Annotated in this window: 13 protein-coding genes and 1 pseudogene; 11 read left to right on the top strand and 3 right to left on the bottom strand. The window is 54.7% G+C overall.

Going from position 1 to position 14,088, the window contains the following annotated elements:
- From KGB23_RS22755 to KGB23_RS22720, 8 genes are all read left to right on the top strand, one after another.
- Nucleotides 1–95: transposase domain-containing protein (locus tag KGB23_RS22755; RefSeq protein ID WP_223432111.1), on the top strand; the 95-nt coding region annotated here is incomplete at its 5' end.
- A gap of 697 nt (nucleotides 96–792) precedes the next feature.
- Nucleotides 793–1,659 carry a haloacid dehalogenase-like hydrolase gene (locus KGB23_RS22750; protein ID WP_223432678.1) on the top strand — a complete coding sequence of 289 codons (867 nt, stop codon included), beginning with the start codon at nucleotides 793–795 and terminating at the stop codon, nucleotides 1,657–1,659.
- Nucleotides 1,649–1,927, top strand: coding sequence for a hypothetical protein (locus KGB23_RS22745; protein WP_223432677.1), 279 nt, complete (start codon nucleotides 1,649–1,651; stop codon nucleotides 1,925–1,927). The genes KGB23_RS22750 and KGB23_RS22745 overlap by 11 nt, the downstream gene beginning before the upstream one ends.
- Nucleotides 1,928–2,279: 352 nt before the next feature.
- Complete coding sequence (locus KGB23_RS22740) at nucleotides 2,280–2,606, top strand: hypothetical protein (protein WP_223432676.1); 327 nt, start codon at nucleotides 2,280–2,282, stop codon at nucleotides 2,604–2,606.
- 952 nt (nucleotides 2,607–3,558) lie between these two features.
- Nucleotides 3,559–4,470, top strand: a complete 912-nt coding sequence (selD, locus tag KGB23_RS22735; protein ID WP_223432675.1) for a selenide, water dikinase SelD — start codon at nucleotides 3,559–3,561, stop codon at nucleotides 4,468–4,470.
- A 1-nt stretch (nucleotide 4,471) separates the two neighbouring features.
- The gene (locus KGB23_RS22730; RefSeq protein ID WP_223432674.1) at nucleotides 4,472–5,242 is read left to right on the top strand and encodes a sulfite exporter TauE/SafE family protein; all 771 of its coding nucleotides are present in this window, start codon (nucleotides 4,472–4,474) and stop codon (nucleotides 5,240–5,242) included.
- A gap of 73 nt (nucleotides 5,243–5,315) precedes the next feature.
- Nucleotides 5,316–6,512: a cysteine desulfurase family protein gene (locus tag KGB23_RS22725; RefSeq protein ID WP_223432673.1), complete on the top strand. Its 1,197-nt coding sequence runs from the start codon at nucleotides 5,316–5,318 to the stop codon at nucleotides 6,510–6,512.
- Entirely contained in the window at nucleotides 6,509–7,450 is a 942-nt protein-coding gene (locus KGB23_RS22720; protein WP_223432672.1) for a DHH family phosphoesterase, read from the top strand. The genes KGB23_RS22725 and KGB23_RS22720 overlap by 4 nt, the downstream gene beginning before the upstream one ends.
- A 180-nt stretch (nucleotides 7,451–7,630) precedes the next feature.
- Here the strand turns inward: KGB23_RS22720 and KGB23_RS22715 are convergent, their stop codons facing one another.
- Entirely contained in the window at nucleotides 7,631–9,055 is a 1,425-nt protein-coding gene (locus KGB23_RS22715; RefSeq protein ID WP_223432671.1) for an IS1182 family transposase, read from the bottom strand.
- A gap of 282 nt (nucleotides 9,056–9,337) precedes the next feature.
- Here KGB23_RS22715 and KGB23_RS22710 point away from each other — a divergent pair.
- Nucleotides 9,338–9,581 (top strand): annotated as a pseudogene (locus tag KGB23_RS22710) (MFS transporter); the annotation flags it as partial.
- Nucleotides 9,582–9,634: 53 nt separating this feature from the next.
- Nucleotides 9,635–10,531 carry an EamA family transporter gene (locus tag KGB23_RS22705; RefSeq protein ID WP_223432670.1) on the top strand — a complete coding sequence of 299 codons (897 nt, stop codon included), beginning with the start codon at nucleotides 9,635–9,637 and terminating at the stop codon, nucleotides 10,529–10,531.
- 427 nt (nucleotides 10,532–10,958) lie between these two features.
- Here the strand turns inward: KGB23_RS22705 and KGB23_RS22700 are convergent, their stop codons facing one another.
- Together KGB23_RS22700 and KGB23_RS22695 are read right to left on the bottom strand one after the other, a co-directional pair.
- A complete protein-coding gene (locus KGB23_RS22700) occupies nucleotides 10,959–11,663 on the bottom strand; it encodes a type 1 glutamine amidotransferase domain-containing protein (RefSeq protein WP_223432669.1) in 705 nt (234 codons plus the stop codon).
- A gap of 222 nt (nucleotides 11,664–11,885) precedes the next feature.
- Complete coding sequence (locus KGB23_RS22695; RefSeq protein WP_223432668.1) at nucleotides 11,886–12,728, bottom strand: type 1 glutamine amidotransferase domain-containing protein; 843 nt, start codon at nucleotides 12,726–12,728, stop codon at nucleotides 11,886–11,888.
- A gap of 115 nt (nucleotides 12,729–12,843) precedes the next feature.
- On the opposite strand from KGB23_RS22695, the gene KGB23_RS22690 reads away from it, so the two are divergent.
- Nucleotides 12,844–13,749 (top strand): LysR family transcriptional regulator, encoded by a 906-nt coding sequence (locus KGB23_RS22690; protein WP_223432667.1) that lies wholly within the window; start codon nucleotides 12,844–12,846, stop codon nucleotides 13,747–13,749.
- The last annotated feature ends 339 nt before the right edge of the window (nucleotides 13,750–14,088 follow it).

The following is a 14,088-nucleotide window of genomic DNA, read 5'->3' as shown; positions in this document are numbered from 1 at the left end:
CATATGCCTATCTCAAAGATGTGCTGACGCGGCTGCCAACGCAGCGTGCCAGTGAGATTGATCAACTGCTGCCGCATCAGTGGGTGCCGGCCTGAGTCACGCAAGGTGACTTCGGCGGACGCTTACGCCCGGAGTTCCGGGCCTCGCGGTCGTCCTCGGCGCAGCGGGTAGGGGTAGCTCCTCGCACTCAGCTATGCGTGAAAGCCAAAGGGCGCGTCCGGCTAGGCCAGCTGCGGGCTCTGGATAAGTGACAATTTCACAGCTAGCAAGGCTGGGCAAAGAAATGAAGGAGGGTTGCAGAACGCACTAGGAAGCGGAGGGCGACGGACGATTCTTCCCGGTTTATAAGTCTGGCGACTTGGGGAATCGGCGGTTTGGCGACTTTTCTAATGTTGAGAATCTCTAACCAGACGCATATTTGGCTGGTAATTCAATTTCCATCGAAGCTGCAAATGGCTAGGGTGGTCGTCCTTTCAGGCCATTGGCGTCATTTCACTGATCCTGTCACTGGAAAGTGCCTCCCACATACGGCACCACGATCCACCAAACAATCGCAACCCATATCACGCCCAGCGCCAACAGCATGCCAATGAAGTATTTTTCAGTCATGGCAATGCTCGCAATGGGTAACGGGATTAATAAGTATAGAGCCACCGTTTATGAATGGGGGTACCCGGTTGAGGTCACCAGCTCATCCAAAGACCAAGGCTTGCGCAGATAGATCGCGGGAGGGGGCACCGTCTGGAATCCCTCGTCATCGCCAGAAGTCAGAATCGCGGCTATGGAAGGCCATTGGCTTTTCACCTTTTCGATGAATTCTGTACCTTGCCATTGTCCAGGAACCCAGCGCGCTGGTCGCCACTCAACCAAAAGCGTCTGCAAGCGGTTATCGATGAGCACGGCGTCAAAAGCGCGTCCTACTGTCCTGACCAGCGCCCATACGCGGTGTTCGACTGGGACAACACCTGCATCATGAATGACTGTGAAGAAGCGCTGCTGGTCTACCAGATCAATTATTTGCAGTACAAGCTGACGCCTGATGAGTTCGCTGCTGTGGTGCGTCAGGACGTGCCGAACGGCGCGTTCATGAAGGACTACACCATGGTGGACGGCAAGCCGGTCAAGATGGAAGACATCGCCAAAGAGATCCAGGCCAGCGAGCAGTACAAGGATTTTCTCGCCAAGCTCTACTTCATGTACGACGCGATCTGCGACAGTTACCCGGTAGAGATCGGCTACAAGTGGATTCTGTATTTCTACAAGAACATGACCACGGCTGAGTTGCAGGCGATGGCCGAGGCTTCCAACAACTATGCCATCGGCGACGCGCTGCGCAAGGTCAAGTACGAGAGTTCGCGCACATTATCGGGCAGGACCGGGGTGGTGGCCGATACCCACTTCCATGGCATTCGTATCCATGAGGAGATTCGTGGCCTGATGCACACGCTGCGCGCCAACGGCATCGACGTCTATGTCAGTACCGCTTCGATCGACGATGTGGTACGCGTATTCGCGGGCAATCCTCATTACGGATACGGCGTGCCGCCTGAGAACGTGATCGGCCTGCGCATGGCGATGGAGGACGGCAAGTACACCACTCGCTATCAGCCAGACTGGCGGTCCGGGCAAGACCGTCGGCATCAAGAACGTGCTGGTTAAACAGAAGGGCTATGGCCAGGTGTTGGTGGCTGGCGACAGCGATGGCGATGCCTGGATGCTGCGCGACTTCAACGATACGGCGGTGGGGGTGATCGTCAACCGCATGAAGAAGGGCGAGATCGGCGCCGACAGCCAGCAGGCCGCTACCCAACTGGGAAAGCCGGACGCCCGCGTCGTCTTGCAGGGGCGCGACGAGCACACCGGCCTGATGATTCCAGACGAAAAATCGCTCAAGTACGGTAAAGACGAGCTTAAGCTGCTGGCTTGATGGCACTGGCTCGCGGGTGGCCAACGGCCATCCGCGAGCCGCAGTGTAACTCGCCTTGTATCTGCGGGAATGATGATTTTGCGTCGGAAAATCGGTACCGCTGCCGGCCCGAGTGAGTCTGTAAGTAGTATCGAGTCAAAATTGTGAGTTGCCCCAGGTTTTCGGGAACGCGCCCCACAGGCAGCTTTTGGCCGATCGCGGCTGCCTAAGCCATAACAACGAATCCGAGACTGCAAGGGGACTAAGCCGGAAAGAAGGCGCGCATGCGGCTTCCCATGGGCAGTGTTTTGTCGTTGTGCAGCACCTACTATGCTTTCCTAGGTGTGTTTGTTTGGGGTTATGGGAGATGATGATGAAGATCAAAGAAAAGAAAGAAGTTGAGATCGTCAGCGACATCCTGTGCGATGTCTGCCTCGAAAGCACTCGCGTTGAGGGTCATAGCCTCCAATACGCCATCTTGCAGGCCCACTGGGGATACGGCTCCGCCCACGATGGCGAGCGCTATGAGATACATCTGTGTGAACGCTGCTTTTTCCAGGCAGTTGCCAGCCTTAAGCAGGAAAGGCGTACCCAAACGATGTTCAGTGAAGACGACAAGGACAAATTAACTGACAGTTTTGGCATGGTCGCAGTGGACGATTTCTTCAACGACGGCGCAAGCTCGACAGATAAACCGTGAACGAGACGATCAAGTTTACTCACCGATTCGGACACTTGCGACTAGCTCCTTTTGGCCGATTTCTACCGATCGCGACAGACTGGAGTCGGCCGATTCTGTTGAAAAAGTCAGTTCGCCCAAACAGCCTGGTCATTGACTGGTTAAAACGCCTTTTTTGCACACTGCTACGTGAAATCTGAGTCCGGAAGCCTCTGCCGAAAGTAAAGATTTCAATCTCGGACGCATACTTTTCTGCTGCGGAAACCATGGTCGACTTTTTCAACAGAATCGGCCAATAGCGGACATTGCACAAGGGTTGCTTTCGGCTAGAACGCTCAAGAAAACCGACAAGGAGCCACGAAGATCAAAACTGGATTTCATCTTTAATACCTTAATCAACCTGTTGGGTCATAGGATTGGCGTTTACGTGCTTGGCTTGCTGAGTGGCGGCCGTTTCAAGGGAGAAAGCGGTTTTGCCTGGGGCTGGGCAGTCGCCGTCGGCGGCTTGGTGCTGTTCGCTCCTTTCGTGGCTTTCATAGCATTGCTCATCCATACCAGTGGTAGCCCAGGTTGAGAACGCGCTCGGGCTGGTGGCCTAGCACCGTCAGCAGAGAGCAGTTTCATTTACCTTCGCTCGATTCAGCAATGTAGAGCAGTGAGGCAATGGTTCACCATTGCGCGCTGACATCCGCATGACTTCAAAATGCCTCCATTCCGTCATATTTTTGCAATGAAAGCATGCGAGTCTTGTCGGCAGAAAATAGGACGTAACAGTATGTTTCAGTACGCTATTGCGCTGTTTTAATTATGGAAAATGGATTTTAAGGAAAGCCGATGTCGATGTTTTGTCAGATCATGGATAAATCTGAGAGCGGTGGGTGCGGGTGCAAGATCCCATCCAGTGTGTTAACGAAGATCCTGTCGCAAACTGCAGCAGCCAATACGGTTTCGGATGACAAGGTGGTATTGGGCTTTGAGTCTTCTGATGATTGCGCCGTCTATGACGCAGGGTGAAAAATATCTTTTATTCACCACCGATTTTTTCTCCCCGATAGTCAACGATCCTTATGTCTTCGGCCAATTGGCAGCCAGCAATGCTGTAAGCGATATCTTTGCTTCAGGCGGGAGTCCGCTTATTGCCAACTCGATCATGGCGTTCGACCCGGAGTTGATTTCGGTCGAGCAAGTAACGCAGATGATCCTTGGCGCCCAGTCGGTGATGAACAAGTTCAATGTCAGCATCGTCGGTGGCCATACGATCAAGAACAGCCAGCCCTTGTACGGCTTTTCGATCATTGGTGAGGTGGAAAAACACCGTTTGAAGAAAAATAACACGGCCAGGGCCGGTGATTTGCTGGTCATGACGCGTCCAATCGGTGTCGGCATCCTCGCCAATGCCCTGAAGACCGGAGTGATTGAGCAAGAGGATATTCCTGCGTCGACGCTTGCCCAGATTACCGGCGACAACGCGTTTGGCCGCACGCTGAGCGAAAGTCCTGAGGTTAGCAGTTTGACTGACATCACGGGGTTCGGTTTGATCGGCCATATCTGTGAGATGGTCGGGCTGGGGCAACTGGGTGTTGACCTGGATACAAGCGGTCTGGTTTTTTATGACGGCACAGAGTCATTGGCGGTGGCGGTGACTTCGGCTGACAGCGGTATTTTCTCTAACATTAAAAAGTATGCGCAGAACGTGGAGTACCTGGCTGATCTTCCATTAGCTAGAAAGTTTCTGTTGCATGACCCGCAAACGAATGGCGGTTTGCTGTTCACTGTGAGTGCCAAAGGGTTTGAAAAGAACCGTCAGAAGTGGCAGGCGCTTTGCCCTGATCTGATTGTTATCGGTCGGATGACGGAAGGGACCGGCAAGATCAAGGTCTGCTGAGATGGTAGCCGTGACAATCTACCCGGTTATGGTCGGTGTGGGCGTGATGGCTGGTTTCATGTCAGGTCTGTTCGGTATCGGTGGGGGCATCATCGTGACGCCCCTGTTGGTGCTGATTTACCCGATATTGTCCGGTCAGAAGCTGCCGATTGAAGTCGTGACGGGGCTGTCTTCCGCACAGGGCTTCTTTTCGTCCCTCGTGTCGTTCGCGCTGCACCGCGTCAAGTTTCAGCCGGATTGGCGAGTGATCAGAAGCTTTGCCGTGCCGATGGCTGTCGCCAACTTTTTTGCCTCGCTCCATGCTGATGCATTCAGCGAAAACTTCATCCTGTTCGTCTTCGGACTACTGGGGTTGATGTCGTTGTTGGTGACGTACCTGTTCCATAAACCGGTGGCCCTGTTGTGCAACCATCAATCGCTGTCGTTGCCACTGATAGGGCTGGTGCTTGGCGTATTGTGCGGGCTGGTCGGGCAGGGCGGCGGGTTCATCTACCTGCCTGTACTGATCAGCCTGTTTGGTCTGCAGATAAAGCAGGCCATTTCGACCTCGGCGCTGATCGGTATCATCGGAGCAAGTGGGGCGTTATCCGGCAGAGTGGGTTCAACCATGGATTTTCTCGGCTACACCGGTGAATTGGTACTGGGGATATTGGTGGGTGGTTTCCTCGGAGCCATGCTTTCTCATCGGCTGGACTCGAGGCATCTGAAACAGGCGCTGAATGCTTTCGTTTTGCTGTGCTCGATCCAGCTCATGCTGCGCTTGCTTATTTGACTTGTGAGTCTCTGTTCGCATTTTGCGAGCAGCATCCTGAATGACACAAAACAGAAAACTGGAAGTGTTTGATATGGATATTGCTGTGGATGCAGTTTATGCCGACGTCTGTGGTTCGGCACCGGGTTCAATGGGTGTCAGCAACATGCTTCAGGCGTTGTTTTCGACCCGCCAATGCGCCAACCCCAATGCCAATCACGCCCTCGGCGTTCAGTTGCTCGAACGAGTCGAACGGGCGCGTGGCAGCATCGCCAGCCTTTTGAAAGTGGACGCCGACTGCCTGATTTTCAACAGCGGCTCCAGTGAGGGCTGTGCCCAGGTGTTTCATAATTTTTTCGAACGCTACAAACATGAGCAACCCTTGGTGCTGTACTCAGCGATCGAACACTCCTGCACCCTGCAGAACAAAAACCGCTACGGTCTGGAAGGCCTGCAAGCCATAGCGATCGGGCATCAAATGAACGGACTGCTCGACACTGAACAATTGGAGCAGTTGCTCCGTGCCCATGCGGGTCGCCCGACATTGGTTTGCGTTATGGCAGTGCATAACGAAACCGGCGTGATTCAACCGATCGAAGCTATCGCCCGACAAGTGAAGGCTGGGGGTGGTTTGCTGTTTTCGGACATGACCCAGGCCATCGGCAAAATCCCTGTGGATCTGCACGCATCCGGCGTTGATTTCGCCATTGCATCAGGGCACAAGTTCGGGGCGTTGCCCGGTGCCGGTTTTCTGTACGCCAGAAACCGCTACGGGTTGTCGCCATTAATTGTTGGCGGCGGCCAGGAAGGCGGGTTGCGCGGTGGTACTCAGAACTATCCGGGCATTCTTTCGATTGAAACCGCGTTGCAGGAGAAACAACACAAGTACGGGAATGGTAAAGTCGCGGTACAACAGAGCCGGGAAACGTTTGAACGTACGCTGCAAGCGATGCTGGGCGAAGTGGTCGTGATCGGTCAGCAAGCACCGCGTGTACCTTGTGTGAGTTTTATTGCATTGCCGGGGGTCAATACAAAAAAACTGCAGTGGGCCTTGAACACGCAGTCGATCTACATAACCGGTGGGTCGGCATGCTCGGACAAGACACTGAGCCTGTCCAACACGGTTACACAACTGGGATATTCCGACCGGATCGCCGGGGCCACGGTGCGCATTTCCATCGACGAAGAACAGTGCCAATTCGCGTATGAGCGGATTCTGGAGGCTATCGCTCAAGCGTTGAAGCTGTCTTCGACTGTCTCGGCAGCTCACGCTGTGGCCCACGTGTTATGAGGGTGGTGACCTCAGGCTCGGCGTACCTGGACATCGACGCGTATGCCTGCTGCATTGCGTACGCCGAGCTGTTGAATCACCAAGGCGTTGATGCTCGGGCCATCAGTAGCGCCCCGCTCAATGTCAGCATCTCCAGGACCGTGCTCGGATGGCAATCATCTCTGGACAATTATCTGCCGAGAGCGGGTGACGAGTTCGTGTTGGTGGATGTCTCCGACTACCACTATTTCGACCCGGTGGTGGTTCTTGAACAGGTGGTGGAAGTCATTGACCATCACCCAGGCTTTGAAAACTATTGGGCGCAGAATCTCGGATCTGCGGCAGACATCCTGCCGATCGGCGCAGCGGCGACTCTGATTTTTCAGCGTTGGGAAGCGGCAGAGCTGTTGCCGCTAATCAGCGAAAAAAGTGCTGCGTTGCTGGCCACGGCAATTCTGGACAATACCCTGAATTTTACAGGGCAGTTGACCACCCAATTGGATATCCGGGCTTATGAAGTCCTCGCACGGCGGGCGAAACTGGAAGCGGACTGGCCCGAGCGGTACTTCTCCGAGTGTCAAGCCACTATCGAGTCAGACCTGATTGGCGCGTTGGCGGTTGATATGAAACGGCTGAAAGCCGATAGCAACCTGCCCCAGGTTTTCGCGCAGATGGCGGTGTGGGATGCCAGTGCGCTGATCCAAACGCATCGTTCAACGATCGGTCACTGGCTGGCGGCGCAGGGTGGAGACTGGCTGTTGAACGTCATCAGCATCCGCGAGTGCAAAAGCTACTTTCTGGCTGAGCCGTTGGTCAGCCAACAAAAGTTGAGCCATTTGCTGTCGATCGAATGGCAGGCCGGAATGGCTGTGCTTGAGCGCTCGTTGCTACGTAAGGAACTGTTGAAGTTGGGGGTGGCCCGCATCTCCGTTGTGAGTAAACCGCCTCTGGTTTTGTAGCCACATCGAAGGGCTGCTTTTGGCCCAGAGTGTGTAAAAACGCTAGATCCCGTTTCGATCTTCAAGGCTGAATGGCTGTCCGGCTTCGTAACCTGATCAAGGCACGATGTCCCTTCCTGATAAGTTAAACCGCCCCTGCAACGCGCTAGATCATCGGGAGACGTAAAAACAGGCCGGTTTTTAGGCCGCTAGCGCCTTCATCAAGTGATGGGTACTGATGATTTTCATGACCCGTTTCAAGTTGTAGGCGAGCACATTCAAGCTCATCTCCGCGCTCACCCCGGCCAGCTTTCGCGTCAGGAAGTGCGTTGCACCCATCCATTGTTTGAGCGTCCCGAAGGGATGCTCAACAGTCCGTTTTCGGACTCGCATCATCTCTGGTGCTTTGCTCAGCTGAAGCTGCATTTCCTCCAATTCATGCTCCCAGCGCCGAACTCGTCGTTCCGTGCTCGGTGTGCACTGCAATTTCAACGCGCAGCCCTGGCATTTCGAACTCCAGTAACGATGCAGCTTCAGGCCTTTTTCAACGTAGGAATAGTGCCAGATCAGCGCCTCTCCAGCCGGGCAAATGTATTGGTTTTTTGCCGCGTCATAGACGAAGGCATCGTTATTGAAACGCCCGTCAGCCTTGGCTCCAGAGGTCATCGGCTTGGGCACATAGGCGGTGATGCCTGCATCGTGACAAGCCAGGATTTGTTCGCTTTTGAAGTAACCTCGATCAGCCACCACCGACAACGTATCTGACGCCATCGCCTCGCGGGCCTGCTTGGCCATCGAGCTGAGTTGATCACGGTCGGAACCGACGTTGATCACCTCGTGCGCAACGATCAAATGGTGCTGAGTATCGACCGCCGTCTGCACGTTGTAGCCGACGATTCCTGTGCCGCGCGTCATCATGGAACGGGCGTCTGGATCGGTCAGTGAGACCTGTTTATCCGGCGATTCATTGAGCTGGATTTCGATCGCTTGAAGCTCCTTCATTTGAGTTTTGAGCTTGGCGATTTTCTCTTCCAGCCGCACGGCGCTGGGCTCGGAAGCTGTTGGTTCTTGCCGATCGGCAGCATCGAGTGCAGTCAGGTAACGATTGATACTCGATTCAATTTCTTCCATTCGCCGTTTCAGTTTGGCGCTGGTGAAATTGCGGTCGCGATTGTTGACTGCTTTGAATTTACTGCCATCGATGGCAACCAGATTTTCTCCGAATAATCCCAACTGCTGACACAGCACAACGAACTGGCGACAGACGCCTCGGATGGCCTTGCTATTGTCTTTTCGGAAGTTGGCGATGGTCTTGAAGTCCGGCATCAAACGCCCGGTCAACCACATCAGTTCGACGTTGCGCTGAGCTTCTCGTTCCAGCCGCCGGCTCGACTGAATGCGGTTGAGATAGCCGTAGATGTAGATCTTCAGCAGGATCGCGGGGTGGTAAGCAGGCCGGCCAGTATCGGCTGGAACGGCACCTTCAAAACCCAGATTGACCAGGTCGAGTTCGTCGACAAAGACGTCGACTACGCGCACCGGATTGGTATCGCTGACGTAGTCGTCGAGGCTCTCGGGAAGTAAGGTGCCTTGGCCTCGATGTTCACCTTGGATAAAGCGCTTCATGGGCGATCCCTGCGATGAAATTCTCAGAAATCATAGCAAGTGTTCGCGAAGGCGTTTTTACACACTCTGGGCCAGAAGCGGTCATCCATAATGCCCGTGGTTGACTGCGTCGGAGCGTTTAGAGGCGCTATTGGAGCAAGCCATTGCTCACGTTGAAGTCGCAACGTATTCCCAGGGAGTGGATACCAAGTGCTGCGACCGCTGTATGACGTTTTGTTAGTCAATCTGTATCTAACGTTCTCCCTTTGACCGCCCTACTATCGTCCGCTCCATCCATGTGCATACGGTCCGCGCAGCGTGCAGGCACCCATGCTTCTGTTCGCTGTATTGGGTTCGCTGATTTTCAGCTTCTCCCATACTGAACTGGGTCTGATCATTGGTCGCGGTCTGATCGGCTTGGGTGTTGCCGGTTCGCTGACGAGTACGATCGAGGCGTGCGCCGCTGCCGGTTGAACGCCTGCCGCTGAGTACGGCGTGCCTGTTATCGGTAGGCGGTCTGGGCGCCTTGATCAGCGCTACAGCTTTGGCGCTGTGGGTTCTTACAAGTCATTTCTCAACGACCATTAAAGGAAGATCAGTATGAAAGCCGGGCACCTACTACTCGCCATCTCGATTACTGCCATATGGGGCGTGAATTTCTCGGTTGTCAAACTGGGCCTCACCACCGTTGACCCCCTGATTCTTGCTGGCATTCGCTTCACGCTTTGCGCACTTCCAGCGATTTTTTTCATTCCGAAACCTGATGTGCAGTGGCGCTACATCATTGGTTACGGCCTAGTCTTCGGTATCGGACTTTGGGGCGTCGTTAACCTTGGCATCAAGTCGGGTCTTTCAGCAGGCATCGCTTCGCTGGTGCTTCAATTCAGCGCGTTTTTCACCATCCTGCTGGGCTCATGGATATTCAAGGAAACGATTTCCCGCTTTCAGTACGCGGGCATGGGTCTCGCTCTGTGTGGTTTGCTGAGCATTATCTCCATCGTTGATGGGACAGTAACGACGGCCGGGCTGATCCTGGTGCTGCTGGGAGCGGTCGCCTGGAGTGCGGCCAACGTGATCAACAAAAAAGCCAAGACCACCCAGGTCTTCGCTTTCCTGGTGTGGTCCAGTGCGTTTTCGCCCATCCCTCTTTTCGTGCTTGATTACACTGTTAACGGCTCGACGGGTTACAGCACATTGGTGAATCAACTCGACTACCGCACCGTCCTGTCGATCCTGTTCCAGGTATACCCCAATACACTGTTCGGCTACTGGGTATGGAATTCACTGCTGAAACGATATCCAGTGTCTACAGTCGCGCCATTGTCGTTATTGGTGCCGGTATTCGGACTGCTCGGTTCAGTCATGATTTTCAATGAGAATCTGTCAGTCAACAAAATGGTTGCAGTCGTTCTCATCGTGTCGGGTCTTGGCGTCGGCTTATATGGACAGCACGTCCTCAGTGCGGTGCTCAAGCGTTCTGACCGATGCCCATCGTGATGTAACAGCACGAGCTGTAGACCTTCTGGACACTGCTGAAGCCTAGGGGTATCAGGGCGAGCACTGCGTGAGCTGTCTGCCCAGGCCTGAACTGACTTCGACGCGCCGCGGCTCCGAATCGAGAAGCCAGGAAAAATCTCTAGCCAACCTTCAATTGCCCAGTATGTTGCAGTTCAGCGCTCAGGGTGGTCACTGGCCCACTATCGCCCTCAATGCTGGAGTTCGAAATGGGCGCCTGGTGGGACACGATATCAATTTTGTGCTCAGTGCCGAGGTCCCATGACACCCCCATGTAGCTGCGCCAGAGTTCTGGCTCGTGAGACGTTTGTGTCGCCGCGAATGCGTAACTTTGTGTCACTGCAGCCAGCATCAGAGCACTTGCCAATGCAATGCATTTCATAGCGTCTCCTTAAAAATGCGCGCGGCTTCAGCGTGGCTGAACGAGCAGCAGATCACGTAGCGCTTCACCCACTCCGGTGGCGGATTGAGGGTTTTGTCCCGTGACGAGCCGACCATCGACCACCACCTTGGCAGTCCAGTTTGCTGCGCCGTGATGATGTGCACCACGCGCACTCAGGGTGCTGGCCAGCAAGAAAGGCACGATGTTGTCGAGCTTGACCGCACGTTCTTCGTCGTCGGTAAACGCACTGAGGTTTTTGCCGGCAACCAGGTAGCTACCATCGCTGAGCGTCACGTTCACCAGTGCCGCGGGACCGTGACAGACTGCGGCCACTGCACCGCCGGCTTCGAAGAGGTCGCGGGTCATGCTTTGCACGGCAGGGCTAGTCGGGAAATCCCACATCGCACCGTGGCCGCCGGTAAAGAAGATAGCGGCGTACTTCGACGCATCCAGGGCGTCCAGGCGTTGTGTGTTGGCAATGGCGGCGCGAAAGCGGCTGTCGTTCCAGTAGCGTGCGTTAGTGACATCATTCAGGTCGAGACCATCGACCGGAGGTTCGCCGCCCTGGATCGAGGCGAACTCGATTGTAAAGCCGGCCGCTTCGAGTACGGCAAGCGGGTGGGTGACTTCGCCGAGGTAAAAGCCAGTCGGCTCGCCACCGTCGCCTTTGCTGGCGTGATTGGTGAGGACCATCAATAGTGGTTTGTGTTGGTTTGCGGATGAGGGCGTCATGATTTTTCCTCTAGAGTTCAAGCTGAAGGAGCAATGCCGGCGGTAGTGCCCACTGGCACAGTCGGGGAATTCGCTGGAGCGGCTGAGCCGCAAATGTTGTCGTTAGAAAGTCGCTTTGCCGACTGACGCACCGGTAATAAGGAAAGTGAGAGGTTTCATTTACAGTGCTCCAAATACCCGTCAAAAACCGGGGTCGGGGGAGGGCGCAGTGCTGCAGTCGTGTTATTTCAATCGATCGAGCAGGGCCTTGCCGACCTCAATGGCCGAGGCCGGATTCTGGCCCGTGATCAACTCGCGATCGATGACCACATTAGGCGTCCAATTCGAAGCGTTGCTGCGGTATACCCCACCGGCTTTTTCCAGCGCCGTTTGCGGGTAGAACTTCATTGCGCCACCGTTGAGCAGACCTTTGGCTTCTTCCTCTTCCTTGTTACTGATAACGGTCATCTTGTAGCCCGCATAGATCCAGTCGGCACGACCCTTTACCGGCTTCGCAGTCTGGAGTTGTTGGGTAAAGTTTTCGGCATCAGGCAAGGTCGAGAGCAGGGCGATCGGACCATGGCAGACGAGTGCGGTGGTCTTGCCTTGTGCATGGAAATCCGCCAGCAAGCGACCCAGCGGACGGCTGTGGAGCAAATCCTGCATGGGTGCATGGCCGCCAGGAATGAAGACCGCATCAAAGTGCGCGTAACCGATCTGTTCCACCTGGGAAAGGCTGATGACTGGCGACTGTTCTGGTTGGGTCAGTTTCAGTTGATCGAGCAAGTCCTTGTAGGTCTTAAGCGCTGCTTCATCGTTGTTGAAGTACATTTTGTCGATGGAGGTTTTGTCCACTGTCGGCGCATTGCCGTTCGGGGTGGCAAAGGTGACGTTATGGCCAGCGTCGAGCAGCATCTTTACCGGTTGCAAAAGCTCGTTCAGGTAGAAGCCGGTAGCAAAGACCTTGCCGTCCTTCAAATCGAGTTTCGCCGAATCGGAAAGCACCACAAGCACGTTGTCGGCGCTGGCCGCCAAGCTGATGCTGGCGAAGGCTGCGGTCAATGCAATACGGGTCAGTGTGTTCATGTCGTGTCCAAAGTAATTGGGCGAACACTTGCCGCCCCTACCTGGATACTCTATTGATGTGTGATATGGCGATAAACTACCGCCAATGGAATTCATTTGGACTTGGAAAGCAATAATGCCTCGTAGATTTGACCATCTTGGCGATGTGGAAGCTTTTATTCGTGTAGTTGAGCAAGGCACCGTTAGTGCTGCTGCCGTCGCCTTGGCGACCACGCCTTCGGTGCTCAGTCGTGCGTTGGCGAGGCTTGAATCGCGTCTTGGAGTGCAATTGTTGCGACGCACTACTCGCAGACTCAGCCTAACCGACGCCGGCAAGCTGTATCTGGAACAGACTCGTTCTGCGTTTTCCCAGATTGAAGAGGTGGAGCGCAACATTCGCGGTCAGGACGGCGAGTTGAGCGGGCGTGTTCGAATGAGCGTGCCGACAACTTATGGACATCATCGTCTGCCGCCGCTGCTCAGTGCGTTTTCACAGCAATACCCGGCTGTGCGGGTGGAGCTGAGCATCACCAACCGCAATGTTGACCTAGTTGCCGAAGGTTACGATCTGGCGATTCGTCTGGGGCAGTTGCCGGACAGTGGTCTGGTGGGCCGCAAACTGGAAGATGCGCGGCTTTGCCTCGTCGCGTCTCCTCAATACCTGGCTCGCGCCGGCATCCCTACGACGCTTGAGATGTTAGGCGAGCACGTTTGTCTGCCATTCATCATGCCCAGCAGCGGCAAGGTCGGATCGTGGTTGTTCTGTCTTGACGGGAAAAATATCGAATGGCTACCGCAAGCCAATGTGGAGGTTTCGGATGATGTCCTGGGGATCGTTTCGCTGGCGGAAAGCGGTTTGGGCATCTGCCAGACCTATGATTTCATCGTCCGGGACAAAATTCAGCGCGGGCAATTGGTGGAAATACTTGCGCAATTGAGTGGGCGCAGTCGGCCATTCTCGATTATTTACCCGCCTCACCGGCAATTGTCAGCCGTATCCCGGGCGCTGATCAAGTTCATCCTGGACAACACCCAAGCCTGAGCCGGGGCTTTTATACACTGCAATAGCGGGGTGGCGCATGAAGTCCCATGTTTCTGATCGAGATCAATTATGACGGTTTAGTGAGCCGCCGAAGTCTGAATTGCCCCTAATTTTCTAGACTCATTCGAATGTCTGCTTTGTGCCCAGGCTGTGTGAAACGCACTGAATACGTCGAAAACTGAGAGTTGCGAGGGTTGCGAGGGTTGCCTGTGGAATCCGCGGGCGGAAGCGTGAATTGCCCTGTTCAGTTGCATAGATGTTCGTAATACCATTTGAGCCGCGTCAGCGGCTCCAACAGCATTTACGAACGCCTATGCAACTGAACAGGGCAATTCGCGC

The organism is Pseudomonas sp. GL-B-26 (genome assembly GCF_019947405.1).
In the GTDB taxonomy this organism is placed as follows: domain Bacteria; phylum Pseudomonadota; class Gammaproteobacteria; order Pseudomonadales; family Pseudomonadaceae; genus Aquipseudomonas.
Note: the sequence above shows the minus strand (reverse complement) of the source record. Positions and strands in the feature narration are given on the sequence as shown.

Excerpts from the sequence above, each read along its gene's own strand:
- KGB23_RS22705 (WP_223432670.1), top strand. The coding sequence starts at position 9,635 with ATGAAAGCCGGGCACCTACTACTCGCCATCTCGATTACTGCCATATGG.
- KGB23_RS22695 (WP_223432668.1), bottom strand. The coding sequence starts at position 12,728 with ATGAACACACTGACCCGTATTGCATTGACCGCAGCCTTCGCCAGCATC.
- KGB23_RS22690 (WP_223432667.1), top strand. The coding sequence starts at position 12,844 with ATGCCTCGTAGATTTGACCATCTTGGCGATGTGGAAGCTTTTATTCGT.
- KGB23_RS22700 (WP_223432669.1), bottom strand. The coding sequence starts at position 11,663 with ATGACGCCCTCATCCGCAAACCAACACAAACCACTATTGATGGTCCTC.
- KGB23_RS22715 (WP_223432671.1), bottom strand. The coding sequence starts at position 9,055 with ATGAAGCGCTTTATCCAAGGTGAACATCGAGGCCAAGGCACCTTACTT.
- KGB23_RS22725 (WP_223432673.1), top strand. The coding sequence starts at position 5,316 with ATGGATATTGCTGTGGATGCAGTTTATGCCGACGTCTGTGGTTCGGCA.
- KGB23_RS22730 (WP_223432674.1), top strand. The coding sequence starts at position 4,472 with ATGGTAGCCGTGACAATCTACCCGGTTATGGTCGGTGTGGGCGTGATG.
- KGB23_RS22740 (WP_223432676.1), top strand. The coding sequence starts at position 2,280 with ATGAAGATCAAAGAAAAGAAAGAAGTTGAGATCGTCAGCGACATCCTG.
- KGB23_RS22720 (WP_223432672.1), top strand. The coding sequence starts at position 6,509 with ATGAGGGTGGTGACCTCAGGCTCGGCGTACCTGGACATCGACGCGTAT.